We start from the raw sequence: 26752 nt of genomic DNA, 5'->3' as shown, positions 1-26752 counted from the left end.
GGGTATAAATCTTCGCCTGCCAAACGTTCTGCCAAGTTCAATAAAGGGGATTGAATCGGGGTCGGTAAGCGATGATCAAAAAGAAAACGGCGGACACCTTGCCGCCGTTCGTGTGACAGTCTGCGAAGATAATAAGGAGGTTTCTGGAGAAAGGCAAGCCATTTTTTTTAATCTGCTAATGCATAGATGCTCTCAAGTGGTTCAAGTCACGATTCGCAGGGGAAAATAATTATTGAACTTTAGCATGCAAAACCGTAAAGTCACCGATGCTTTTGCCCACGGGTTACTCCTCGCAGAAAGGAAATTGCAATGAGCACTACAAGCATCGGCGTCATCGGCGGCAGCGGCCTCTATGAAATGGAAGGACTGGAGGATGTAAATCATGTTACCGTGACTACTCCTTTCGGAGCCCCGTCTGACGAATTCATAACAGGCGTGCTGAACGGCGTGCGCATGGTATTCCTGCCGCGACATGGTCGTGGGCATCGCCTGCTTCCATCCGAAGTCAATTATCGCGCCAACATCCATGGCATGAAACAGCTCGGTGTAGAGCAGATCATTTCCGTGTCGGCAGTGGGCAGCCTAAAAGAAGCTATTGCTCCGGGACACATCGTAATTCCCGACCAGTTCATCGACCGGACCAAGGGCATTCGCAAGGATACATTTTTTGGCGACGGCATTGTGGCACACGCCGGCTTTGCCGATCCGGTCTGCCATCTTCTCTCGGATGTCCTCTACTCCGCCGCCATAAACGCCGGCGCCACCGTCCACAAAGGGGGAACCTATATATGCATGGAGGGTCCTGCTTTCTCAACACGGGCCGAATCCTTCTCGTATCTGGGTTTGGGTGCATCGGTTATCGGCATGACCAACCTGACCGAGGCCAAGCTGGCCCGTGAAGCTGAGATCTGTTACGGCATCATTGCTCTTTCAACCGACTATGACTGCTGGCATGATTCACACGAAGATGTCACCGTTGAGGCGATCATCCAGATCATCCATCAGAACGTGGCCATGGCTAAAAATATCATCCGTCAGGCGGTCGCCTCCATCGCAACGGAACGCAGCTGTTCCTGCGGCAGCAACATGCAGCATGCAATCATCACAGACAGAGCGGCCATAACCGATGATGTAAAACAGAGACTTGACGTAATCGCGGGCAGATACCTGTAGATTCTGACGGCCTGAAAAAGGAGCTTTGCATATGAGTATAGTCGTTGTCGGCACAGTTGCCTTTGATACGGTAGAAACCCCTTTCGGAAAGGGTGAGAATGTTCTGGGGGGCTCGGCCACCTACTTCTCTACCTCGGCAAGCTTTTTCACCGACGTTTCGCTGGTGGCTGTTGTGGGTGAGGACTTTCCCCAGGAACACGTGCAATTCCTGCAATCCCGGGATATCGATACCGCCGGCCTCCAGCGCATACCTGGTAAAACATTCCACTGGACTGGTAAATATGGTTATGATCTCAATGAAGCCCAGACATTGGATACCCAGCTGAATGTTCTGACCGAGTTCAGGCCAAACCTACCTGAATCCTACCGGGATGCTGAGTATGTTTTTCTGGCAAATATCGATCCCGATCTCCAGATGGATGTGCTTGATCAGGTGCGAGCCCCGAAACTGGTTGCCTGCGACACCATGAATTTCTGGATATCATCCAAACCGGAGTCGCTTAAGAAAGTCCTTCAAAAGGTTGATCTTGTCGTGATTAACGAGGGAGAGGCACGCCAGTTTACAGGTGAAGCCAACCTGGTCAAAGCGGCCCGCAGCATAATATCCCTGGGGTGCAAACGCCTGGTGGTAAAGCGGGGTGAATACGGTGTGCTTATGTTTACCAAAGACTCGGTTTTTGCCGCGCCGGCGTACCCGCTGGAGCAGGTATTCGATCCGACCGGAGCCGGAGACACCTTTGCCGGAGGTTTGATGGGATATCTGGCAAATACCGGAGATTTGAGCGAAGACGGTATCCGGCAGGCGATCATTTTCGGCAGCGTAATGGCCTCCTTTAATGTGGAAGATTTCAGTCTTGAGCGCATGAAGCGGCTGGAGTATCGTGAAATAGAGGCCCGCTACAAGAACTTCAAGTCACTGACCAGCTTCAGGGACATAGAGCCCCTCTGACCATCTCCGGCGCCTTTATTGACAACAGCTGCTCAATTTGTTAGTTTGGCGCCGATTTAACCCTGTTTTTAAACGGATTTACATGATCACACGCCTGCTGTACTTCATCTTTCTGCTGGCACTGGGAACTTCAGCCGGATGCGCAACAACCGGCCATCCCGAGGGGAATCAGGCTGCCTATCATTATCAGATGGGTCTGTCATATCTTGGCGAGCGCAACTACACCAATGCTTTGATTGAACTGACCGAGGCGGAAAAGTTGGATCCCGAAAACCCGGAACTGCTCTATCACCTGGGAATGGCTTATCTGGGGAAAAAGCGGCCCGATCTGGCTGAAAAGCGCCTGCAGCGCGCCCTGACTCTCAAACCCAATTATGCTGTTGCCCGCAATGATCTGGGGGTGGCCTACCTGGAGCTGAAGCGGTGGGATAATGCAATTCAGCAGTTCAAGATCGTCAAAGATGACATCTTTTATGACAAGAGTGAAGACGCAACCATCAATCTGGGGCTTGCATATCTGGGAAAAGGTGATTATCCCAAGGCACTGGAAGAACTTCGTTCAGTAGCGGCACTCAATCCGCGTAACCCTGTCATACGTCTTTCCCTGGGGCGAGTCTGGTTTGCCATGGACAAACTTGATCAGGCCATTGCCGAATACAGCAAAGCGCTGGAGATATACAATGATTATGGTGCAGCTCATTATCACCTCGGCCTGGCGTACCTCAAGATGAATAATCTCGAAGCAGCGAAAGCTTCCTTCAAAGAAGTCCTCCGTATTTTCCCCGACTCGGACCTTGGGAGATTATCCCAGGGCTATCTCGAACTGATCAAGTAGCGAGGCCGGCTTGACCGAGACATCATCCAATCCTGATTATTCCACCCTCAGTTCTCCTGGTGCCATCCTTAAGCGATGTCGTGAATACCATGGAATTACTTTGGATGAAGCGGCCGAGGCGACAAAGATCGGGGTTAACTACCTGCTGGCGCTGGAGGAAGACCAGATCAACAAGTTTGCCAGCCAGGCGTATCTCAAGGGTTTTTTGCGAACCTATGCTACACATCTCGGTCTCAATGCAGATGACATGATGCGGCTTTACGAAAAGCTGTACGCACCCGCGGAAACCTCCAGTCAGGGACCGGATCAGCCAAACAGCACTGCATCCCGAAGAAGGCAGCGTATCCCATGGAAAAAGCTGACCTTGCCGGCGGGCCTGCTGATAATGATACTTATCAGTTCAGCAATTATAAATCGTACCGTGGTGCCGACTCCGCAGCATGCTGCCCCTCTTACAACAGCATCATCAGTCCCGGCAGTGCCAGTTCAGCCTGTACTTTCCAGTGCCCGAAGCACTTCTGCTGTTGAAAAAAGTAAAACAGTTTCTGAACCAGCAGAGGTTCCGGTCAAAGAAGAAGTACGGCCCGAACAACCCATTGTACGCAAGGCGTCTGACGCAGACAAAACCTTTGTCCTGCGCATGAAAGTCATTAGTAATAGCACTTTAGCGGTGACCATTGATGGTACCGCAGCACAGGATTATGAATTAGCCGCTGGTGATGTCATCGAGTGGAAAGCAGACAGGAACATTATCCTCGAGCTATCCAATGCCGGCGCAGTTGAGGCCGAACTTAACGGCAAGACTCTCAAACCTTTCGGCCCCACAGGAAAAACGGCTTACGTAGTCCTGGATGCTGAGGGAGTTAAACAGTGACAAGCTTTACATCAGCAAGGAGACTGCCATGCAGATAGCAGCACGTTGCCGCAAATGTGGACGAATCATGAATAGTGAGCGTATCGATAATTATCGGGTCAAAATGACCTGCCCCTGTGGTTTCTCCGACTATCGCACCATGATGGAAAAGGTAAAGACGGTTAATCCTTTTTATCAGAAAGCTAACTTCCTTCCTTATGTGGAGAGTGAAAAGGGGAAAATGGTCTTGACCATGCAACGCGCCAACCGTGAGCATATGGAGATTATCTCACTGGAAGAAATCAGTATGCTGGTTTCATCCGATTTTGAGCTCGCGGAGGTGCTGCAGTCTGTGGCAACCAAACTTGCTACACAGTTGAATGCCAGTGTTTGCAATATTTACCTTCTTGAAGAGGGTGAACTTGTGCTGACCGCCACCCATGGCTTCGAACCGGAAAAGATCGGAAAGATCAGACTCCGGCTTGGCGAGGGAATAACCGGCACTGTTGCACGGGAAATGCAGCCGCTCAATCTTTCCCGCGCGTCACAGGATCCGCGCTACAAGGTCTTCCCGGAGCTGAACGAGGAGAAATATAACTCCATGCTCTCCTTCCCGATCACCGATAAAAAGGATATCTATGGTGTCATTAATCTGCAGACAACTTCCATGCGCAGCTTCCCGGAAGATGAGATCTATTTCGTCTCCATCATTGCCAATCTGATTCTCTCTGCTATCAAGCTGCGACAGAAGGTTGCAACCTCCAAGATCGCCAGGGACACAAACCCGGCAGCTTGACAAACACAATCTCGGTGCTAAACTTGTTTACTTCTTATTTATTAATCGGGAGTTCCTGTGGTCGAGCAAAAGAAACATATTCTGATTGTCGATGACGAAGAAAATGCCCGAAATGGCCTTGCCAAGCTGCTTTCCCGCGAAGGCTATGAGATTTCCACCGCAGCCAACGGCCACGAAGCACTGAATTATCTCCGGAGCAGGGAAGTCGAACTGATCATTACCGACATCAACATGCCAGAGATGAATGGCATCACTTTTTTGCGCGAACTTAACCGGACACACCCGGCCAGCAATGTTATCATGGTTACGGCCTACGGAGAGGTTGAATCATATATCGAAGCCATGAATCTGGGAGCCTTTGAGTATGTAAACAAGCCGGTCAAGGTAGAAGAACTGATCAAGATAATAGCAAAGATCTTCAAGGAAAAATGAATCAATAACTTTTGACCCCAGGAGGGTATGCTATGAAAACTTTTGATAAAATTCTGGTTGCTGTCGATTTCTCTGAAAACGCTGCCTATGCTTTTGATTATGCCCTGACCTTGGCTCAGCAGTTTGGTTCTCATTTGACCATCATGCATGTCATCAACGAACCGGTTGACCTGCGCGGATTCTATGTACCGCACATTTCCTTCGAACAGCTTGAAAAGGAAATCGAAGCGGGTGCAACCACCATGATGGAAAAGTTCTGCCACGAAAGGTTGGGGAGCTATACCGCCTATGATACCTCTATCGTCAGCGGCATACCGTATGAAGAGATCACTCGCAAGGCACAAGATACGGGTGCATCTCTGATTGTGCTGGGTACCCATGGCCGCACCGGTCTTGACCACATTATTTTTGGCAGCACCGCAGAGCGCGTCGTTCGGGCAGCTTCCTGCCCGGTGCTGACAATCCGACTGCCGGCTGAGTAACAGCAATTTGAAAGCTTTTTGATCAAGCCCGTTCAATCTCTTCTACAATCCCTGGAGCTGCATAAGCTCCAGCAGGCCCGAAATGCCATTTATTTATCGTAATATCACCCTTTCGCCCCATGAGGATGAAACTGCCCTGCCCGCCTTGGTTGCAGCCCGCATCGGTGCAACCTCTGCCGTAATGGGCAGCTTTCGCATAATCCGCAAGGGTGTTGATGCCCGGCAAAAAAACCGGATCAAACTCGTCTATACCGTCTCCTTTACCGTTGCCGATGAAACCTCGCTACGCACCCGCATGGCAAAAGATCCCGCCCTCTCTTCCCTTGAATGGCAGCCGGAACAGCAGCCGGAGATTTTCACCCCGCTGTGCTCGAATCGCCAGATCGTCATTGCAGGGAGCGGCCCAGCAGGTCTTTTCGCCGCACTGCGCCTGGCGGAATACGGACTGACAGCCACGATCATCGAACGCGGCCAGCCCGTCGAACAACGCGCCCTTGCCGTGCAGCAGTTCTGGCGAAGCGGTCTGCTTGATCCTGAAAGCAACGTACAGTTTGGCGAAGGGGGCGCTGGAACCTTTTCCGATGGCAAGCTCACCAGCCGTTCCAAAGATCCGTTGGTTCCCTGGGTTCTTGATCGCCTCGTTGCTTTCGGAGCCCCTCCCGAAGTGAACTACCTGGCCAAACCGCACATTGGAACCGATCGTCTGCGACGGGTAGTAAGCACTATCCGCCAGTATCTGCTGGAAAAAGGATTCCAGATCCGTTTCGGCTCCCGCTTGAGCGATATCGAGACCCGTGCCGGCACTCTCGCTTCAGTCACCATCAATGATACTGAGCAGATGCAGTGCGACCTGCTGATCCTGGCAACCGGCCACAGTGCCCGCGACACGTATGAGATGCTTTTTAGACGCGATGTCCCCATGGAGCGCAAGCCGTTTGCCATGGGATTGCGGGTGGAACACCCCCAGAGCCTGATTGACCGCATCCAGTACGGCGGACCGCGCCATCCCCAGGTTTCGGTAGCTGATTACGCCCTGGCCTGGAACAACACCGCTACCGGCCGCAGTGCCTACTCCTTCTGCATGTGTCCCGGAGGTGTTGTCATCGGAGGAGCCTCCGAAGCAGGAGGGGTCGTGACGAACGGCATGAGTGGCCAGAAACGCAATTCACCATTCGCCAACAGCGCACTGGTCGTCAATGTGACCGTGGAGGACTTCGGCGGCAAGGATCCCCTGGCCGGCGTTCGTTTTCAGCGACAGTGGGAGCGCCAGGCATTTGCCGCCGGCGGAAGCGACTATCAGGCTCCTGCCCAGAATCTTCTGGCGTTCATGGGGCTGCCCGGGAAAAAAACGGCTTCCAGCACCTACCGGCCCGGCATCATCGAAACAGAGCTTGATTCCGTGCTGCCCCCCTACATCATCACCACTTTGCGTGAAGGAATCACCTCCTTTGATCGTCGCATGCGCGGCTTTATCAGCGCAGAAGCGACCCTTATCGGCATCGAGTCGCGCACCTCCGCTCCGTTGAGAATTCTCCGCGACGAGCACTACCAGTCGATCGGCCTGAAAGGGCTCTATCCAGCCGGTGAAGGAGCAGGCCATGCCGGCGGCATCATGAGTTCAGCGGTTGATGGGGTAAAGATTGCAGACAAGATTGCAGCGAGTTTCCAGGTTGGATAATTAGTGCCTCACCGGCAGGAGAAGCCATCACAAAGGAGTATCACGTGGCAAAACAATATATAGCCGATATCAAGGATCGCGACACTGTCAGCGCCGTGTTTCTGGTCAAGGACAAGATCATGGCCATGGCCAAGAATGGCAAGCCTTACATGAATCTGCGCCTCATGGACAAAAGCGGAGATGTGGATGCCAAAATCTGGGATAACACGGACTCACTGGACAAGCTCTTTGACAAGGACGACTTTGTCCAGGTGCGCGGCAAGGCATCGGTTTATATGAACAAGATGCAGGTTGTGGTGGCGGAGATCGTCAGGATTCCTGAAGAGCAGGTTAATTTGGCAGATTTCCTCCCCGAATCCCCCCGCAGCATCACTGAAATGACCGCTGAGCTGCACGAAGTTGTGATGACCCTCTCCAGTCCTCCCCTGCGCAAACTGATGGAACTGTTTCTGGCCGATACCGAATTCATGGGGCTCTACTGCATGGCTCCGGCCGCCAAGGCCATGCATCATGTCTACCTTGGGGGACTGCTGGAACATTCCCTCGCCCTGGTCAAACTGGTAAAGACTGTTGTGCCGCTGTATGGAGAGGGGATCAACGAGGACCTTCTGGTGGTGGGTGCTCTGCTGCACGACGTGGGCAAGATTCATGAGATGAGCTATGCACGCGCCTTTGACTATACCGATGCAGGTAAACTGCTGGGGCATATCACCATCGGCGTGGAACTGGTGGAAGATCGTATCCGTCAGGTGGATGGCTTCCCGCGGGAGTTGGCCATCCTGCTGAAGCACATGCTGCTCTCCCATCACGGGCAGTACGAATATGGCTCGCCCAAACGCCCCAAGACCATTGAGGCAACCATCCTCAATTATCTGGACGACATGGATTCAAAGATCAACGGCATCCGCGCACACATTGCCAAAGAAAACGCCAGCACCTCCCGCTGGACCGCCCACCACCGTCTGTATGACCGCTACTTTTTCAAGGGAAACGGCATGGATGAAGAGCAGGAGGTGCAGTGCATATGCGAAGATACAGCCCCTGCCGAACCCTCCAGGGAAAACCATTCCGACCTCCGGACCGCCAATCACCAAAAAACAGGTTTCAACAATCAGCCCCTGAAGGCGCTGGAAAATATGAACCTGTTTAATTCCTGACAATAAAAAAAGGCTCCTCAATGTACTATGACAGTACACTGAGGAGCCGGTAAAACCTTGGCGGTTTCTACTACAGAATCTTGATCTCCCCGTTGCTCAGTTGCTCCGTGTTAATCCAAATCCAATCCTCATAAAAATCAAACTAAAGCGTCAGCTCTGCATGTCCATGATACAGTTCGTCCCGCTCCCGGCTTACGTCGGCACTCTCCAGATATTCTTCAAAGTCCATAACCCGATCAATCACTCCGCCAGGGGTAATTTCAACAATCCTGTTGGCAATTGTGGAAACAAACTCGTGGTCGTGTGAAGCGAACAGCACTACCTCGGAGTAAGCGATCAGTCCGTCATTCAGGGCGGTGATCGATTCCAGATCCAGATGGTTGGTCGGTTCGTCGAGGATCAGGACGTTCGCACCGGTCAGCATCATGCGTGAGAGCATGCAGCGCACCTTTTCGCCTCCGGAGAGGACGCTGGTCTTTTTCATTGCTTCTTCGCCGGAAAAGAGCATCCTGCCCAGGAATCCGCGGGCAAAGGTCTCACCCTCGGTAGGAGGTGAGTACTGCCCAAGCCACTCGATCAGAGTCAGCTCTTTTTCAAAGTAGGCGCTGTTCTCCTTGGGGAAATAAGCGTTGGTGATCGTCACCCCCCACCGGAAGGTTCCCGAATCCGCCTCCAGCTCTCCGGCAAGAATCTGGAACAGAGTCGTCCTGGCCAGGCTGTTGCCCCCCACAAAAGCGATCTTGTCCCCTTTACGAACGATCAGGTCGAGGTTGTTCAGCACCTTGACACCTTCCACTTCCTTGGTCAGCCCCTGAATTTCCAGGATGATGTCCCCGCAGGGGCGTTCCGGCTTGAACACCACATGGGGATATTTGCGTGAGGAAACCGGCATATCCTCAAGCGTCAGCTTGTCGAGGAGTTTCTTGCGGGAAGTCGCCTGCTTAGCCTTGGAAGCGTTGGAGCTGAAGCGCTGGATAAAAGCCTTCAGTTCATCGGCTTTTTCGGAAAGTTTGCGGTTTTCATTCTGTTTTTGCTTCAGATTCAGCTGGGCAGCGTGATACCAGAAATCGTAGTTGCCGACATAAACCTGGATGCGGCCGAAATCGATATCAGCCGTATGGGTGCAGACCTGGTTCAGAAAGTGGCGGTCATGGGAAACGACGATGACAGTGTTGGGAAAGCGGAAGAGAAAGTCTTCCAGCCAGGAGATGGACTTGAGGTCAAGGTTGTTGGTCGGCTCGTCCAACAGCAGGACATCCGGGGTCCCGAACAGCGCCTGGGCCAACAGCACGCGCACCTTGTCCCCTGCCTCCAGCTCCTTCATCTTCTTCGAGCGCAGCTCCTCGGGGATGCCTAGCCCGTTCAGCAGAACTGCCGCCTCGGACTCGACCTCATAGCCGTTCATTTCGGCGAACTCGCTCTCAAGTTCGGCTGAGCGGACCCCGTCTTCCTCGCTGAAATCTGCCTTGGCATAAATCGCATCGCGCTCGGTCATCACGTCGTACAGGCGTTTGTGCCCCATGACGACGGTGTTGAAGACAGTTTCCTCATCAAAAGCGAACTGGTCCTGACGGAGGACCGCGATGCGCTCCTTGCTGCCGACGGTGACCTCACCCTTGTCAGCTTCGATTTCGCCTGAAAGAATCTTCAGAAATGTTGATTTACCCGCCCCGTTGGCGCCGATCAGACCGTAACAGTTGCCTGGAGTGAACTTGATATTTACATCTTTGAAAAGGACGCGTTTGCCATAGGACAGGGTTATATTTGATGCAGCTATCATGGTTTTGTTCGACTCCCTTGGATGAAAAAATAAAGACCACAGGATCAATCCTGTGGTCACGTGGCACTAACTATAGCACTACTGCCAGGTTTGCGGCAATCCCTATTTGTTTCCAGCCTGTTCGGCGTGAACATCAGGAGCGGGAATCAGCCGATCAGCCCCCTGAGTACTGCCAGGTTGACGGCGTCCATATCCTCGTTGTCCCCCTTTGGGGTTTCCAGGATTTTGGGAACAGCGGCAAAGCGCGGATCGTTGAGGATAAAACGGAACGGGTTCAGCCCCAGTTCCCCCTTGCCGATATGTTCATGCCGGTCAACCCGTGAGCCAAGCCCTTTTTTGGAATCATTGAAGTGGAAACACTCGAGACGGTTCAGACCGATGATGGCATCGAACTGTGCCATGGTATCGTTGTAACCCTCAATGGTGGCAGTGTTGTACCCGGCGGCGAAGGTGTGGCAGGTATCGAAACAGATGCCGAAACGGTCGGAGAAGCGCGATCCGGAAATGATCACCTGCAGCTCCTCGAAAGTACGGCCAAGGTTGGTTCCCTGCCCGGCAGTGGTTTCCAGCAGCACCCGCCCCGTGAACTGGGGGACTTCGGCAAAAAGCTGATCAAAGGCGGTGATAACTCTTTCCAGGCCGACTTCAGGAGTATCCGTCAGATGTGAACCGGGGTGCATGACGATCTTGGGGATGCCGAGCCGCGCACAGGTCTCCAGTTCGTCCCGAAAAGCCATCAGGCTCTTGTCGCGGATATCGCCTGGTGGGGCAGCCAGATTGATCAGGTAAATATCGTGTGAGATGACTTCGTGCAGACCGGAGGCGGCAAAGGCTTCACGGAACACGACAGCAGCGGCATCAGTAACAGCCTTGCCCTTCCACTGGTTCGTGTTGCGGGTGAAGACCTGCATCACATTGCAACCGGCAGCAACAGCTCTTTGAATGGCCAGATGCATCCCACCGGCAATGGACATGTGGGCGCCCAGATAATCGCTCATTTCTTCCTCTCTTCAAGTAAACACTGCTCAAGCTGTAAATTGGTTTTCTTCGCGCCTTTGCGTCTTAAGCGAAGCGAGCGAGCGAGAGCAGTTGAAAAAACCTTTTCTCACACAAAGCCGCAAAGACGCTAAGTGAAGCAATTCATTTATAGAACAGATACAGAGCCACAGGCTTTTTAATCTGTTTTTTCCAGTTCAATATAATTTCCGTAGAAATGTACATCCACCTCATCTCCGGCTGCACACCCGCTGCTTTGTTCCGGCAGCACCGCAAGCGCCGTAGCGTCGAGCATTGTTTTGAGAATAGCGGTCTGCTGATTGCCGGCTGATGATGCATGCCAGCGCCCTTCTTCCCGCTCCAGCCGGAGTCTGATGATCTGTACCTTGCCCGGCTTCTTGCGGACATCATCCCGCAGAACAGCCTTGAAAAGCGGACGGAGCACCTGCCGATGGCCCTGCATCTTGAGCAGTGCCGGACGCACGAATTCTTCGAAAGTGATCATGGTGGAAACGGGATTGCCCGGCAGCGAGAACACCGGTCTGGTGCCGTGCATTGCAAAAGCGGTCGGACCACCGGGCTTGATTCCGACTTTCCAGAACACCTGCCGTGCGCCCAGCTCTTCGAGAATATCGCGCACCAGGTCGCAATCCCCGGCCGATACTCCCGCCGAGGTAATCAGCACATCGGCTGCCAGTCCCTCGCGCAGTTTTTCCAGATGGCTCTCGCGGTTATCCCGCGCAATTCCCAGGATCAGCGGAGTACAGCCGGTTTCACGCACTGCCGCAGCCAGGGAGAGGGTATTGCTGTTGATGATCTGGCCCGCCCCTGGTGTTGTGCCCAGCTCGACCAGCTCATCGCCGGTGGAAAGAATGGCCACGATTGGACGACGGTACACCGGAACCAGAGCCATGCCAAAGGTTGCCAGCATGTTTACTTCAGGGGGGCGGATGATTGCGCCTGCCCTCACAAAGGTAATACCCGCAGCAACATCCTCACCGCGAAAACGCACATGCTGGCCCGCCTTGACCGGCTCCAGCAGCGTTACCCGCTGCTGGCCGTTATCCGTCTCCTCCACCGGTACGACGGCATCACAGCCGGCTGGTATCGGTGCACCAGTCATGATTCTGATGGCACAGCCCGGCTCCACGGTCATTCCCTCGGCTCGTGCCCCGGCCGGCAGAAAGCCGCTTACCTGCAGACTGCATGGTATGCCCGTACAATCCCCGGCACGCACTGCATAACCGTCCATGGCTGAATTATCCCACAGGGGCATGTCCCACGGTGCGACAAGGTCTTCGGCCAGCACGCGACCCACCGCGTCCAGAAGCTGGACCCGCTCAACTCCCAGGGGAGAAACACTGGCAAGTATCGTTCTGCGTGCTTCCTGGTAAGAAATCATGGTTATTCTCCTGCATTAAAAATAGGATTCGCGAATGCAGATCAAACAGTACCATAAGAAGCAACCGCGGCCAAACCTTGATCGGCATATGTGTCCGGATCTGCAGTTTTACCTGGATTCGGGATCTTCTTCGATTCTAACCTGTACCTGACGGATCATCTCGTCAACGGAGATTTGCAATTCGGGATCATCCAGGGTTAGACCTTTGGCACGCCGCAAGGTCTCAAGTGCCTCATTCAGCCTGCCTTCCTCTACCAGCAGACAGCCAAGATTATAATGGGCGCTGCCATAGTCGGGCTTGAGCTCCAGCGCTTTCAGCAGCAACGTGTGTCCTTCCCTTTTCATTCCCTTTCTCAGATAGAGGGTAGCCAGGTTGTTTGCTGTCCTCGGATTGCCGGGATCCCGTTTGAATGCCTCACTGGTAGCGGTCAGGGCTTCATCCAGCCGATTAAGATTGCTCAGGGCAATACCGAGGTTCATGTGCATTTTAACATAATCGGGGAAGAGTTCCGTCCCCTTGCGCAGCACCGTCGCGGCTTCTTCATGACGACCCGACCGGGTGAGCCAATAGCCCAGATTGTTCCAGGCCCGTTCCTTGCCGGGGCTCTTGGCAACCGCATCCCCCCAGATGGAGACATTATCGGCCCAGAGCATATTGCGTCTGACAGTTGCACCACACAGCAAGGAAATGGCAATAACGACAACCACAGCCGCTTGTACCGGCTTGAGCAGCTGCCTGGTGACAAGAGCTCCGCCGGCAGCCAGGAGTGTAATGAAAAAACCGATGGAGGGCAGGTAGATACGATGCTCCACAAGCAGATCCTCCAGTGGAATCAGGCTTGATTCAACCGAGAGTGTCACAAAAAACCAGAGAATTCCGAAGGCTGCCAGTCTGCTCCAGGGGGCGCCATTGTCCCGTCGGGAACGCTGCCAGAGAAACAGTGCAGTTCCGAGCAGTATCAGCAGTAGAAACAGGGGCAACATGACCTGCATGCTGAAAAAGTCCCGGGCAAGGATATAGTCGTAATCAATATTCTGTCCCACTGGAAAAAACAGCAACCGCAAATATCTTACGATAACTCCGAATTGGGTCATCAGATATTCCCAGCGTGAAGTGCCGCTGAAATTGACCAGATTGGTTGGATCGCTAAGAGCTGAGAACCCGGCTTTGTGTGCTGATGCAGCCAGACGCATAACCATTAAGGGGATAACTGCCATGGTTGCACTGAAAGGAATCAATCGGAGCAGACGTTTTTTCAGATTTCCTGTGAAAAACATTAATTCCAGCATCAGCAGAACCACCGGAAGGGTGAAACTGGTTTCCTTGGTCAACATGGCCAGCAGCGTGGCAATAAAAGAGAGTACCAACGACACTACACGTATTGAGCGCCTGTCGCTCAGGCGGGCCTGAACATACAGCACCACGGCTCCAAGATAAAAGAAGCACGCCAGGGGTACAAAGCGCTGAATGATGTAGGTGACCGCCTGGGTCTGGAGTGGGTGAGCAATAAACAACAGCGCCCCGAACAACGGGAGCAGCGAGAAATCTTCAGAAGCACTACGCATTCGTTCCGTCACCCAGGAGGTGGTCAAGAACAGTCGCAGGAATTGAAACACCAGCAGCGCGTTAGCAATGTGCAGAAGCAGGTTGACGAGATGATAGCCTCGCACATCCAGTTCATTAAGACTGAAGTTGATGGCAAAGGTCAGATAGGCAACCGGCCGCAGGAAGAAGTTATGCTTTACGTCCTGATTAAGGGACAGGTTGTTCAAAAGAGAGGGATCTTTGAAAAAATCATAGCTTTTGATAGCGGGGTTCAGCACGAGATAGATTTCATCATCGAAATTGAAAGGCGCTGTAAGTGAGCCGGCATAGATGACACTACCGACAATAATTATAATCGCGATCTGGATCAGCAATGCGCGTTTCAACATGCTACCCCCTTTTTCGCCTGACCCTGGTTATCCGGTTTTTCCGCCACGGCAAAAACCGACAGACCAAAGGGCAGGGGCAATGTTCCAAGGATTCGATTTTCCTGACACACTGCATGTTTCAGCAGGCGATTGATTAACCGTGGAGGGGGACTGAGGTCAGACTGCACCTGATCCGGATTTTTGCTGGACTGGAAAAAGGCGAGCACACTGCGATACGCAGCAAGGAGAGGAAAGAGCAGGCAGAGGCGATAGCTGCAGAACCTGATCGTAAACCCGGCCTCCTGAAGCAGCTGGACTACTTCATGTCGACGATAGCGACGGCGGGTGTGCACTGCAATGTCATGGCTGCTTCTCAGCGACTCAAAGGCGACCAGGTTGAGCAGCACTGTTCCTCCGGGGCGCAGAGCCCGGTAAAACGAAGTAAGCACCGTATCCTCCCGCTCGATGTTGCGATGATAGAGCACATCCATGCAGGTTATCACGTCGTAGCACTCACGCCCCAGATCGGTGCAGTTCAGGTCAGCCTTGAAGGTGGTTTCAATGCCGTTCTCCCGGCAAAGCTGAAGGGCAAGATCGGAGGAATCACATCCCGTGACTGTGCCGAAAGATCCCAGTAGTCGGCAGAGGCGACCCGTTCCGCAGCCTGCGTCAAGGATCGAAAGTTTCCCTTTCCGGTCCCGTTCGGCGGCAACCACCCGCGTGACCAGGTCATGCAGTCCACGGTACCACCAGTGGCTCTCTTCCAGAGTCGCCATGACCTTATACTCACGCGGATTCATGGGCTACCGCTGAAAGAAGGCACGTATCGCATCTATCACCCGCAGCGCCTCCCCATGGCCCAAGGCCGGGAACATTGGTAAAGACAGGATCTCACCGGCCAGTTGTTCCGTAACCGGCAGGGAACCGGCTTGATACCCGAGAAAGCGGTAGCCGTCCATGAGGTGGATCGGTACCGGGTAATTAATGCGCGCCTCGATGGATTGTCCGCCCAGGAACTCCTGCAGCCGGTCGCGCTGGTTGGTGCGGATGGTATAGAGATAGTACTGATGGCTGCAGCCCTCCCGCACAACCGGCAGGCGAAGATCCCCTACCCCGGCCAGGCCCTGATCGTAGATGCGGGCGATCTCCCGGCGCCGCCTCACAGCCTCATCAACACGCTGCAGCCGGTAATCGAGCAGGGCGGCCTGAACCTCATCCAGCCGTGAGTTGTATCCTTCCTCCCGGGCATAGTAGCCATCCTGCATGCCGTAAAAGCGCAGCCGCCTCAGGCTTGCTGCACAGGCATCATCGCTGGTGATCACCATGCCGCCATCGCCGAAGCCCCCCAATATTTTCGTCGGATAAAAGGAAAAGGCTCCCATGGTACCGATGGCGCCGACCTTTTGTCCGTTATATGTGGCTCCTGTCGCCTGGGCGCAATCTTCAAGAATGGGGATCCCCCGGTCGGAAGCTATCTTCTGCAGAGGGGCCATGTCCGCCGGGTGACCACAGAGATGCACCGGCAAAAGACAGCGTATGCGGGAAGTAATCAACTGCTCGACTTTGGAGGGGTTCATCAGGAATGTATCTGCATCAACATCCACAAAAACCGGACGGCACCCTGCGGCTCTGATGGCGGCCACTGTCGGCACGGCGGTGTTGGCCACGGTCAACACCTCGTCACCCTGGCCAAGACCGAGAGCCTTCAGTGCCAGAAAAAGTGCATCGGTGCAGGAGTTGACACCAACGCCATGGTCAGCGCCACAGAAGGCGGCAAAATGCTTTTCGAAATTCTCCACCTCCGGCCCCAGCATCAGCCGACCCGACGAGAAAACCCGATCTACAATCTCCAGAACATCCTGCCGCTCCTGTTCATAATCTGAAAGGTACTGCCAATTTGCAATTTTGGTCGTGGCCATAAGGGTTCCTTCTAAATGAGACAGGCCAGAATGCTGCGTGCGCACGAGTTAACGCTATCCCCCAGGTTGAGGAAAAAACCCAATTCTTCCTCGGAGAACCAGCGGAAGTCAGGTGGAACTTCAAGCTGCTCATCTTCCGGCAGTTGCAGGATACAGTGCCGGTGCTGCTCCCGGTAAAATCGGGCTCCTTCCTCGGCTTGCCAGCTTTCCCGCAGCACCTTGAAACGTCCCTTACCGGTAAACTCGTCAAACAGGAAGGGCCTGCTCAACTTCTGGTTGCCCAGGTAGTTCATCGGGGTGAACTGAACGGTTGGCCCGATCTGTACCGAGGTTCTGTTGCCGGCGTCCACCTTGGCCTGCATCAGGAAGTACCGTCTCTCGTTGCGCAGTTTCATCAAAAGACCTATGACTCCCGTTCCTATAGGTGCAAGAATCGGCTGGTTCCATGCAACCACTTCCCGACCGGTACATTGAACAGAGAGGCCGACGATGTTGAAAAAACGGTTTTCCCTATGCCTGATTATCCCATCCCTCCCCATGGTCCACTCGGAAAGGGAATTCATCGGCTCACGCTTTAAAAAAACATGATTGGCAGCACGCTGATCATCCAGCCACTGCACCGCGTCATGAATCTGAGTCAGCCGGGCAGCACTGTATTTGGCCTTTTGCAGCAAAGTATGGGGAAGATCAATCATCTCTCCAATTTCAGAACTGACATCCTCAATCCGGAAATTGGAGCAGGCTCCACATACCAGACTGGATAGAACGCTGCGGGTGCAGGCGTGGAGCAGGTTGTCCCGTGTCATGAGCTGGCTGATCTGGCGCAGGGTCAGCCAGATGAAGTTGTTTCCCGGCAAAGGTGGAGCTTCATTCAGCCGCACAATCATGTTGCGGTTCGACTTGAAGAGAAAACGCCCGCCATCCTCTGTTTGCAGTTTGGCGAACATGACCTGTTCACGGGGAGGATCCATGAAATATTCAACCAGCGGAGTAGCAGCGCCGCCATGAGCGCGGGTGTAGTTGCTGTAGGTGGCCTGGACCGTGGGAGAAAGCTGAAGGGGGCCGATATTGCCCGGTTCTTCCTTGGCCTGCAGGCAGAAGTGCAGCACTCCGTTTATGGGCGCCGCCAGAATGCCGAGAATACCAACTTCCGGCTGATCGATGGCCGGCTGGTCCCACGTGATTTCACCGCATGGGCCGCGATGCCTGACCGTAATGCCGGTGACCGTGAAAAAACCGCCGCTTGAATGAGCGATATTCCCCGTAACCGGGTCGACTCCCCATGCACCCATATCCCCCAGCGGCACAATGGAAGCCTGCATGCAGGGTTGTGCCCGCTGCTGTCTGATCCATTCATCCACCCAAAGGTCATCGTGCAGGGCCCGTTGCAGTGTCCGGGAAAGAACAAGGTCAATCCCGGCCGCAGCATCTGCCGGAATATCGCCATCTGGCACCTCGTCCACTCCGGCCCGATCCATCAACAGGCCGAGGAGATCTTCACGCTGTTCCGATTTATCTGACATGGGGCTCCTTTGCCGGCACGGTCTCGGCAACCCGGGAAGAGGCGCGGGCAGTAAACTTCTCCCTGATAATGAACTGGGGATCACGGTTTACGATCAGGTAGATTCTGCCGACATATTCTCCGACAAGGGAAATGGCCAACAGTTGGAACCCACGAAAAAATGCTGTCGTAGTTGTAAGTTTGTCGAAATCGGTGGGATCGGGAGTTGTAGGTATTATGATATCAATCGTGGTATCGACGGCCATCACCACACCGAAAATCGTCATGCAGAAACCGAACAGACCCATGAGGCGCAGCGGTATCAGTGAAAAACTGACCATCATGTTGCCCCACAGGGAGACCAGCTTCATCAACGTGTAACCCGATCTGCCTTCCGCACGCTCACTGTGGGTCACCTGTACAGACCCGATATTCGAAGTCGTGCGCAGGATGATGCCATCGATATAAGGATCAGGGCCGCTGTGCTTGGCGATCTCACGCACCATAAACCTGTTCATGATCTTGAAGCTCGAAAGGTACAGTTCAGCCGGCTTTTTTAGAATGTGTCTGGCCATCCTGTCGTTGAAGCGACTGCCCAGGTTTCTGAACCAGTGGTCATTCTTTTTGCCGTAGCGTGCATAGACTACATCGTATCCCTTTTCAATCTCCGCAATCAGTATTGCGATCTCTTCCGGCGGATTCTGGAAATCGTCATCCATGGTCACGCACAGATCACCGGTTGCATGATTGAACCCTGCCATGAGTGCATTATGCTCCCCGAAATTGCGCGCTAACCGGATATAGGTGATTACCTGCTCGAATTCCAGCTGAACCTGACGGCAGACACTGTCGCTTTCATCGCAGCTGCAGTCGTTGACCAGCACTATTTCCAGAGGATATTTGTGGTCGTACAGCCTGATCAGTTCGGCGCACAATCGGGTAATTGTCTTCTCGGCATTGTAAACGGGAATGATGACAGATAGGGACGGAGTAGCCATGATGCTCCAGTTGGTTGATGCCTTCCTTTACACTATGAAGCTGCTGGCGGCATCGCCGGTAGATAGCGAAATCAGATTTTTATGGATGCGTCTGTATAGGAAAAACCGATCAGATGGAAGAGTTCACGAATACATTTCGCACAATCAGTCAGGATAGACCAATGGCAGGTGGTCCCCGATATGGGGGTGAACAATGGGAGGACTGCGAGGGAAGGTTATGGTTTGCACATGTATATATGGAGCGGACAGACGCAGGAATTTTGATGAAAAGGGAGCTGGCGCAGATGAACGGGGAAATTGGGAAGAAGCCGGTTTTTTGGCTTTTGGCAGCCAGCGTGCAGGAAACGGTCGACTCGTGGGCATGTTTATGAACGGATGATCGGAGACCCGACAAACCCTGCGGGCACAGGTGGAAAAGGCCGAATGATATCGTCAGCAGAAGAACTATTGTGATCGAAGTAAAAGAAAGCGATTTCAATGTATTCGTTCCTGTTTTCATACTTCAGGGCAGGATATCAATAAAAATTTTCAAATTCAACTTCAGTAAAACTAATGAGTAACCCTTTCCCTACTTGTATTAACGAGGCATACTCGCTTTTCAATATCACGACTTGACTCGGCTCCTCTTTCCGGGCTACATATTTGTGTATATTATCTACTCAGGAGCCGTCATGCCTTTGGATACCAATTTAACGATGCTGCGAAACAAGATCACATCCTACGGAAAAGAAAACCAGGGTGAACTGCTTTACGCTCTGGCCGAAGGGGCGCAACAGCTTTCCGGCAATGAATGGATTCGCATATACATGGAAGATCTGACGCGGGGAGCCCTTTCCTGTGTACATGTCACCGGGTTACATGCCGAAGAACTTCGCGCCATATCCTTTCCGATCGTCTCATCGGAGGCAGTTGTTTCCAGTGTATTCGTCAGTCAATATCCTGTGGATTTTAAGACAACAACCCACGCCGCAGAGACTGATCTTCAGTTTGCCAGCCGTTTCGGTTTTCGTTCCAGCTATGTGATGCCGATTGTCAGCCTGGGCAAATCAATCGGAGTTCTGTGCATTGATCAGGACCATCCGGGTGAAGTGCTGGAGGCAACCGCAAAATCCCATCTGGCGGATTTTACGGGATTCGTTGCTGACCGGCTTGACCAGGCCCGGATTTATCATCAGCAGGTCCAGCTGGCACGCAGGTTGGAAGAATACAAAGCACGCGAAGCGGCCGGCATGATGGTCAGATCAGCAGTGAGACTGATCAAGAAGGTATCGCTGGCCTCGGTGCTGGTTCCTCACCAACGGGAAGGTGCGGGTCATTCCCTGGACATTCTGGCCAGCTATTCGGACGATGAAAAGCTCAAGAGCCTCTATGATCAACAAGGGAACCTGAATCTGACGAAAGGTAAATCTTTTATCTCACAGTATGTCAACGATCAGGGGGTGATTACCGATAATCGCCTGCTGAAACCGCTTTTTGTGGCTGACCTGACCCAGCACAACCTGCAGAAGCGCGCCTTGACCGAATCAATGGCTCTGCGATCCATGTATGTGGTACCCCGTTATGAGCCCGACAGCCGGCGTATCATCTGTCTGTTGAACTATTATTCCAACGAGCTGTACCGTTTCACGGATTTCGAGATGGGTCTTTTGCAGACCCATGCCGAGATGGTGGAACGGGTTATCAGCGAAGTCGGCGGCGAGCATCTGGAGATCCGGGTTCTCTCCGAGATCACCGACCTGCTCAACGAGCGCTCTGAAAGCCTGCAGCCATTTCTCACCAAGGTGCTTTCCAAGGCAACCGAACTGATTGGCGCAGACACCGGCAGCATCGCCCTGGTAACCGAGCGGGACGGAGCCAGGTGGCTGGTTGTGGAAGATGAAAACGGCACTATAATTGGCGCCAAGAACAAGGAGTGGCTCAAAAAGTACATTCCACCTTTTCTGGTGGGGGGTGAGGAACTGAACCCCGAAGAGCGCAGCCTGACCGGCTATGTTGCCCATACCAAACAGCCCAAGGCAATTGCCCGGGTGGAGATGGAGCAGCAGGCGGGAGGATTTCACCGCTCCATGAGCGAGCTGCTCAAAAGCGAGATTGCCGTACCGGTTATCTGCGACGATGAAGTGATTGCAGTTATCTGCCTGAACTCCCTGCACAATGATTATTTCCGCGAGGAACATCGCCGTATTCTGCAGATTATCGGCAGCCTTACGGCACGTCACATATCCGATCTTCAGCGCATTGAAGGACTACAGAGTGAAGTCGACCGCCTGGCAAGCGACGTGGCCTACAAGGATCCGCATGTTTCCTCTTACCGGCTGGGCAATATCATCGGCAACAGCCCCACATCACAGGCTGTTGTTGAGTTTATCAACAGGGTTTCGACGCCGCTGTTCAACCGGATCACCTTCTGGAACCGCAACAGCCTTCAGGAAGCGACCATCGGCCTTCCTTCCATTCTGGTAACCGGCCCGACCGGGTCGGGCAAGGAGTTCTTCTTCAACAATCTCTACAACAAGCTTAACAGCCTCTATCGTGCCCAGATAAACAGCAACGGAGAGCTACCGGTCAAAAAAACCAATATCGCTTCATATTCGGGGGAACTGACCTATTCAGAACTGTTCGGGCACAAAAAAGGCTCATTCACCGGTGCCTATAACGACCGGCGCGGAATTTTGGAAGAAACCATCGGCGGGATCGTTTTTCTTGACGAAATCGGCGACGCTGATCCCAAAACCCAGGTGCAGCTGCTTCGTTTCCTGGACAACGGCGGTTTTGTCCGGCTGGGAGAAAATGTGGAGCGCTACAGCCGCGTACTGGTGGTGGCGGCCACCAACCGTAACCTTCCAGAAGAAATGGCCCGGGGTAACTTCCGCGAAGACCTCTTTCACAGACTCTCGGAACTCTCCATCCGGCTGCCGTCACTCAACGAGCGTCGCGAGGATATCTCGGACCTTTCGGTGCACTTTCTAGGCAAGCTCTATCGCACCTACCGCGGAGAATCCGATCCGCTGGAAACACCACCGGTCCTTTCTGAAGATGCCAAGCAGGAGCTTATCCTGCACAACTATCAGGGCAATGTTCGGGAACTGCGCAGTATCCTGCTGCGGGCGATGTTTTTCCGTACCAAGGATGTTATCAACGGTGACGCCATCCGCATGGCCATAGCAGGAACAGCCGCCGGCAACCTTACCTCCCGCCGCAGTGATGTCAAGGAACTGGATGACAGACTGGCAGCCTCTATCCTGGAGCGGATTTCGGGTGGCAGCGATTTCTGGACTGAAGTGTATGAACCTTTTTCCAGAAACGATATTTCCAGGGAAACGGTGCGCGTAGTTATCGATAAAGGACGGGCATTGTCAGGCAAAACCATGCCGGCAGTGGCACGTTATCTGAGGGCGGTGGCGGAAAATGATGATGCGGCAGAGGCCCAGCGCAAGCTTTTCAAATTCAAGAATTTCCTCTACAAGACCGTGAAGGTATGAACTCAAGCCTGATCAGGAGACAAAAATCCCCGCCGGACTTGTTCCTGCGGGGATTTTTTTGAACCCAGATGGTGCCGATTCGCCGTTTGTCTTTCCCTCAGCGCATTATCAAATTTGGGCAGCTGATTTATTCCACCTCTCGCGACAAAATCTGATTGCTGTTTCAACGGAAGTAGCTGGTCTTCGAGGGAAATCTGTCCTGAATTCCAAAAAGATTAGGTTTGAATTTAGCCCGGTTCATGGTATCAGGGACATATTTCTCATTAGCCCCAGAATTAGAAGGATTGGCTTTGACTTCCCGGTATTTGCTCATACGTCTCAGACATAGAACGATGTGGTCCTGGTGTGCCACACTCCTGCTGGTACTGACACTGGCGCTTGACGTTACCGTGCTGCAACCTCACGCTGATGCCGTTGATCTGCCAAATCGCACTATCCGTGTTGTCATGGACGACAACTACCCCCCTTACAGTTTCAAGGATTCAGAGGGTCGTCTCAAAGGGATACTGCCTGATCTGTGGCGGCTGTGGGAGCAGAAGAGCGGCATCCATGTCTCGCTTTCAGCCATGGACTGGGCCGAGGCCCAGCAGCGCATGAAAGCCGGAGAGTTTGATGTAATCGATACAATCTTTCGCAATGAACAACGCGAACAAATCTACGACTTCACCAAGCCCTACGTAAATCTCGATGTGTCGCTGTACTTCCGTTCCGACATTTCGGGTATCAGCGATATCAAGGACGCGAAAGATTTTATCGTGGGAGTCAAGGCGGGAAGCCATGCAATCGGTATCCTCAAATCCAGAGGCATCAACAACCTGATTGAGTTTAATAGCTATGAGGCGATCATTGCAGCAGCTCGCGACCATAAGATCAATGTTTTTACGATGGAGAAAGTACCGGCACACTACTTTCTCTACAAGTTTGAAATCTACGACCAGTTTCGGGAGACCGATCCCTTCTACACCGGCCAGTTTCACCGGGCAGTACACAAAGGCGATCTTGCGCTGCTTGAAACCCTTGAAAAAGGCTTCAATGCAATTCCACAGGCCGATTATGATGCAATTGAAAAGCGCTGGTATGGCGTACCGCTTCTGACCCCAAGCCTGCTGCGTCATGTGGGGATTGGCATCTGCCTGGCTCTTGCAGTCATTGCAGGACTTTTCCTCTGGTTGTGGATGTTAAAACGCACGGTAGTACAACGCACCGCCGACCTTTCAAAAACCATTCAGGAGCTCGATTACCAGAAAAATTTGATATCCAATGTAATCAACGGTACCACTGATGCCATTTTCGCCAAGGATTCATCATGCCGCTACCTTCTTGTAAATAATGAAGTCCAGCGAATTTTCAATCTTCCGGCCGAGGCGATCATCGGCAAGGATGATACTGCCTTTTTTCCGCCTGCCGAGGGTGAAGTCCTGCTGGCATCTGACCTGAAGATCATGGGACTTGAGGGTCCCGTAACCCAGGAAGAAGAACTCACCACAGTCGATGGCAAGCGTATCTACCAGGCAACCAAAGGCCCCATTCACGACAATCAGGGACAGACAATCGGGCTATTCGGTGTCTCCCGGGATATCACTGAGAAAAAACGCCTGGAAAAGATTCTGGAACAGCGGCTGGATTTTTTAACCAATCCTGTTGATAGAAGCGGACCGATACATTTTAATGATCTCTTCGATCTGGAGGAAATACAGAAGATTCAGGACGCATTCGCACTGGCAACCGGGGTTGCCTCATTGATCACAGATACCAATGGGAAACCCATTACCGAGCCGAGCAATTTTTGCCATCTGTGCAACATCATTCGCAAGACGGAAAAGGGACTTGCCAATTGCCATCGATCAGATGCCATGCTGGGCAGGATGAACCAGGACGGGCCGGCTTTTCAACCCTGTTTCAGCGGTGGGCTGATGGACGGTAGCGCCGCAATACATGTCGGCGGACAACACATTGCCAATTGGCTGGTGGGCCAAGTCCTGGATGAATCAACCGACATGAGCGCCATGATGGCCTATGCACGGGAGATTGGGGTTGATGAGGAAGAATACCAAAAAGGGCTCTTGCAGGTCACCCGCATGCCCAGAGAGCAATTCGAGAATGTGTGTTCCGCCCTTTTCCAGATTGCCGGACAGCTGTCCAAAATGGCCATGCAGAATGTCAATCAGGCCCAACATATCTCGGAGCGGAAGCAAGCTGAAGAGACACACCGCCACCTGGAGGAACAGCTGCGCCAATCCCAAAAAATGGAGGCTGTGGGACAACTGGCCGGTGGGGTTGCCCATGACTTCAACAATATTCTGCAGGTAATCATGGGATACAGCAGCCTGCTGCTGAAGAACTTGCCTGCCAAAGACTCGACCAGACAAGCTGCAGAGCAAATCCTAGCTTCCTCGGAGAAAGCAGCCCAGTTGACCAAGGGCCTGCTGGCCTTCAGCCGCAAACAGATAATGGATCCAAAGGTTGTTAACCTTAATGACATCGTCCGGCATGTACAAAGCTTCCTCGTCAGGATCATCGGTGAGGATATACAGTTCAAGGCTATTCTGAATGAAGCAGATCTACCGGTTCGGGTTGACAAGGGGCAGATCGAACAGATCCTGATCAACCTTGCCACCAATGCTCGCGATGCCATGCCTAAAGGTGGAGCGTTGACCATAGAGACAAGCCTGCAAGAGGTAGCAGCCCAGTCTGAAAATGAAGACATGCATGATGGTCGTTATGCCTGCATAACACTGACCGATACCGGTATCGGGATGAATGAAGAAACCCGGCTGAAGATATTCGAACCTTTTTTCACAACCAAGGGAGTCGGGAAGGGAACCGGTCTTGGAATGGCCATCGTCTATGGCATAGTAAAGCAGCATAATGGTTTTATGGATGTCTCCAGTGAACCGGGCCTTGGCACCACCTTCAGAATTTATTTTCCGATTGTGGAAACAGTACAGGAAATGCAGGGGGAGCAGTCGGTGCAACTCTCGCCTCGAAAGGGGTCGGAGACGATTCTGGTGGCAGAAGATGATGCCGCCGTACGGCAGCTCGTCGTTTCCGTGCTAACCTCTCATGGGTACAAGGTGATAGAGGCCGCAAATGGACAAGAAGCGATCGATAAATTTATTGCGAATCCCAACGGCATCAACCTGATCCTGATGGATATGATCATGCCCAAGAAAAACGGCAAGGAAGCCTACGACGAGATCAGCCGTTTGCATCCCGGCGTAAAGGTGCTGTATGCAAGCGGCTACACCGCCGAGTTCATTCAGGATCGGGGGGTGCATGAAGAAGGGATAGATCTGATCATGAAGCCGGTCCTCCCTGTCGATCTATTGAAGAAGGTCAGGGAAATGCTGGATTCCTAGAAATCTACGTTGAGAGACACCGTCATGCATAGATATCTCCACTACGAAGAACCACTGTTTCGCCCCCCCTCTGAGGCTCGCAGCCTGATACTGCAGGCAACCATCGGATGTTCTCAGAACAGTTGCAAATTCTGCGGCATGTACAAAATGAAAAGGTTCCGAATCCGCCCGGTGCATGAGCTGGTTGCCGAAATCAATTCCTTTCCGCTGCAGTACCGGCCATACATTCAAAGAGTGTTTATTGCTGACGGTGACGCGCTGGTTTACCCGCAAGAAGGACTGATTGTTATCCTGGATGCACTGGCGGCCGCATTCCCGCGCCTCAACCGAATCGGAGCCTATGCTTCTCCCAACAGCCTCACCAATAAGAGTGAAGAGGAATTGGTGGTGTTACAGGATAAAAAGCTGCGCATTCTGTATTTTGGACTGGAAAGCGGGGATCCTGAGACACTCAGGGCTATCGATAAAGGCTATCAACCGGACGAGATGCTCACCCTCTGCCGCAAAGCTCAAAAAGCAGGAATGAAGCTGTCCATCACAGCCATTCTTGGACTTGCAGGACAGACCAGAAGCACTGAGCATGCTATTGCCACTGCCGAATGGATCAACGCCTTATCCCCAGAATATTTCTCGCTGCTGACCATGTTCAAGCGCCACAACGACGACTGGTTCCGGACAATCAAGCCGCTCACCCAGGGTCAGATCCTGGAAGAAGCAGTGACCATGCTGCACAGACTCGAGCCCCATCGTACCATTCTGCGCTCCAACCATGTTTCCAACTTTCTGAATCTTGCGGGCAGCTATCCAAAGGATCGCCAGCGACTGATCGACACTGCTGAAGCCGCCTTGGCCGATGCTCGCAGGGACCCGCTGTGGTTCAACGAGATTTCCGGGTACAGCGAAGAGTATTATTAAACCACGCCTCTCCCCAGAAAAATGGGCCGCCGCACATGTCATCGCTGACCATCATTTTTTCACATGCAACAGCGATTTTTCTTCCTTTTGAACCCTTCCTACACTTTATTCCACCGTTACACATAGCTACT

General features: G+C 52.9%; 20 protein-coding genes. 12 read left to right on the top strand and 8 right to left on the bottom strand.

All coding sequences use genetic code 11. The features are described from left to right. Positions 1 to 309: 309 nt before the first annotated feature. The 9 genes from mtnP to KJB30_RS12915 all read left to right on the top strand — a co-directional run bounded on the left by mtnP (position 310) and on the right by KJB30_RS12915 (position 8355). Positions 310 to 1173 (top strand): S-methyl-5'-thioadenosine phosphorylase, encoded by an 864-nt coding sequence (mtnP, locus tag KJB30_RS12955; RefSeq protein WP_214299958.1) that lies wholly within the window; start codon positions 310 to 312, stop codon positions 1171 to 1173. Between the two features lie 31 nt (positions 1174 to 1204). Continuing rightward, positions 1205 to 2122 (top strand): PfkB family carbohydrate kinase, encoded by a 918-nt coding sequence (locus KJB30_RS12950; RefSeq protein ID WP_214299956.1) that lies wholly within the window; start codon positions 1205 to 1207, stop codon positions 2120 to 2122. A gap of 82 nt (positions 2123 to 2204) precedes the next feature. Then, positions 2205 to 2957: a tetratricopeptide repeat protein gene (locus KJB30_RS12945; protein ID WP_214299954.1), complete on the top strand. Its 753-nt coding sequence runs from the start codon at positions 2205 to 2207 to the stop codon at positions 2955 to 2957. Between the two features lie 10 nt (positions 2958 to 2967). After that, entirely contained in the window at positions 2968 to 3831 is an 864-nt protein-coding gene (locus tag KJB30_RS12940; protein ID WP_214299952.1) for a helix-turn-helix domain-containing protein, read from the top strand. Between the two features lie 28 nt (positions 3832 to 3859). Continuing rightward, complete coding sequence (locus KJB30_RS12935; protein WP_214299950.1) at positions 3860 to 4606, top strand: GAF domain-containing protein; 747 nt, start codon at positions 3860 to 3862, stop codon at positions 4604 to 4606. 57 nt (positions 4607 to 4663) lie between these two features. Next, positions 4664 to 5038, top strand: a complete 375-nt coding sequence (locus KJB30_RS12930) for a response regulator (RefSeq protein ID WP_214299949.1) — start codon at positions 4664 to 4666, stop codon at positions 5036 to 5038. Positions 5039 to 5070: 32 nt separating this feature from the next. Beyond that, on the top strand, positions 5071 to 5520 hold the full coding sequence (locus KJB30_RS12925; protein WP_214299947.1) for a universal stress protein: 450 nt from the start codon (positions 5071 to 5073) through the stop codon (positions 5518 to 5520). A gap of 82 nt (positions 5521 to 5602) precedes the next feature. Further along, positions 5603 to 7198 carry an NAD(P)/FAD-dependent oxidoreductase gene (locus KJB30_RS12920; RefSeq protein ID WP_214299932.1) on the top strand — a complete coding sequence of 532 codons (1596 nt, stop codon included), beginning with the start codon at positions 5603 to 5605 and terminating at the stop codon, positions 7196 to 7198. Between the two features lie 44 nt (positions 7199 to 7242). Further along, positions 7243 to 8355: a 3'-5' exoribonuclease YhaM family protein gene (locus KJB30_RS12915; RefSeq protein ID WP_214299930.1), complete on the top strand. Its 1113-nt coding sequence runs from the start codon at positions 7243 to 7245 to the stop codon at positions 8353 to 8355. Between the two features lie 142 nt (positions 8356 to 8497). On the opposite strand, the gene KJB30_RS12910 is transcribed toward KJB30_RS12915, so the two are convergent. The 8 genes from KJB30_RS12910 to KJB30_RS12875 all read right to left on the bottom strand — a co-directional run bounded on the left by KJB30_RS12910 (position 8498) and on the right by KJB30_RS12875 (position 18865). Beyond that, positions 8498 to 10135, bottom strand: coding sequence for an ABC-F family ATP-binding cassette domain-containing protein (locus tag KJB30_RS12910; protein WP_214299928.1), 1638 nt, complete (start codon positions 10133 to 10135; stop codon positions 8498 to 8500). A 146-nt stretch (positions 10136 to 10281) separates the two neighbouring features. Then, positions 10282 to 11133 (bottom strand): deoxyribonuclease IV, encoded by an 852-nt coding sequence (locus KJB30_RS12905; protein WP_214299926.1) that lies wholly within the window; start codon positions 11131 to 11133, stop codon positions 10282 to 10284. A 176-nt stretch (positions 11134 to 11309) separates the two neighbouring features. After that, entirely contained in the window at positions 11310 to 12533 is a 1224-nt protein-coding gene (locus KJB30_RS12900; protein WP_214299924.1) for a molybdopterin molybdotransferase MoeA, read from the bottom strand. 108 nt (positions 12534 to 12641) lie between these two features. Next, entirely contained in the window at positions 12642 to 14468 is a 1827-nt protein-coding gene (locus tag KJB30_RS12895; RefSeq protein ID WP_214299922.1) for a tetratricopeptide repeat protein, read from the bottom strand. Further along, positions 14462 to 15247, bottom strand: a complete 786-nt coding sequence (locus tag KJB30_RS12890) for a class I SAM-dependent methyltransferase (protein WP_214299920.1) — start codon at positions 15245 to 15247, stop codon at positions 14462 to 14464. The genes KJB30_RS12895 and KJB30_RS12890 overlap by 7 nt, the downstream gene beginning before the upstream one ends. Positions 15248 to 15250: 3 nt before the next feature. Then, a complete protein-coding gene (locus KJB30_RS12885; RefSeq protein WP_214299919.1) occupies positions 15251 to 16366 on the bottom strand; it encodes a DegT/DnrJ/EryC1/StrS family aminotransferase in 1116 nt (371 codons plus the stop codon). A gap of 11 nt (positions 16367 to 16377) precedes the next feature. Further along, a complete protein-coding gene (locus KJB30_RS12880) occupies positions 16378 to 17889 on the bottom strand; it encodes an NDP-hexose 2,3-dehydratase family protein (protein ID WP_246545675.1) in 1512 nt (503 codons plus the stop codon). After that, on the bottom strand, positions 17879 to 18865 hold the full coding sequence (locus KJB30_RS12875) for a glycosyltransferase family 2 protein (RefSeq protein ID WP_214299918.1): 987 nt from the start codon (positions 18863 to 18865) through the stop codon (positions 17879 to 17881). The genes KJB30_RS12880 and KJB30_RS12875 overlap by 11 nt, the downstream gene beginning before the upstream one ends. A 671-nt stretch (positions 18866 to 19536) precedes the next feature. Here KJB30_RS12875 and KJB30_RS12870 point away from each other — a divergent pair. The 3 genes from KJB30_RS12870 to KJB30_RS12860 all read left to right on the top strand — a co-directional run bounded on the left by KJB30_RS12870 (position 19537) and on the right by KJB30_RS12860 (position 26621). Further along, entirely contained in the window at positions 19537 to 22347 is a 2811-nt protein-coding gene (locus tag KJB30_RS12870) for a GPMC system transcriptional regulator (protein WP_214299917.1), read from the top strand. A gap of 332 nt (positions 22348 to 22679) precedes the next feature. Next, the gene (locus KJB30_RS12865; RefSeq protein ID WP_214299916.1) at positions 22680 to 25706 is read left to right on the top strand and encodes a PocR ligand-binding domain-containing protein; all 3027 of its coding nucleotides are present in this window, start codon (positions 22680 to 22682) and stop codon (positions 25704 to 25706) included. 24 nt (positions 25707 to 25730) lie between these two features. Beyond that, positions 25731 to 26621: a radical SAM protein gene (locus KJB30_RS12860; protein ID WP_214299915.1), complete on the top strand. Its 891-nt coding sequence runs from the start codon at positions 25731 to 25733 to the stop codon at positions 26619 to 26621. Positions 26622 to 26752 lie beyond the last annotated feature (131 nt).

This window comes from Pelotalea chapellei (genome assembly GCF_018531195.1).
In the GTDB taxonomy this organism is placed as follows: Bacteria; Desulfobacterota; Desulfuromonadia; order Geobacterales; family Pseudopelobacteraceae; genus Pelotalea; species Pelotalea chapellei.
This window is presented reverse-complemented; position numbering and strand designations above follow the sequence as displayed.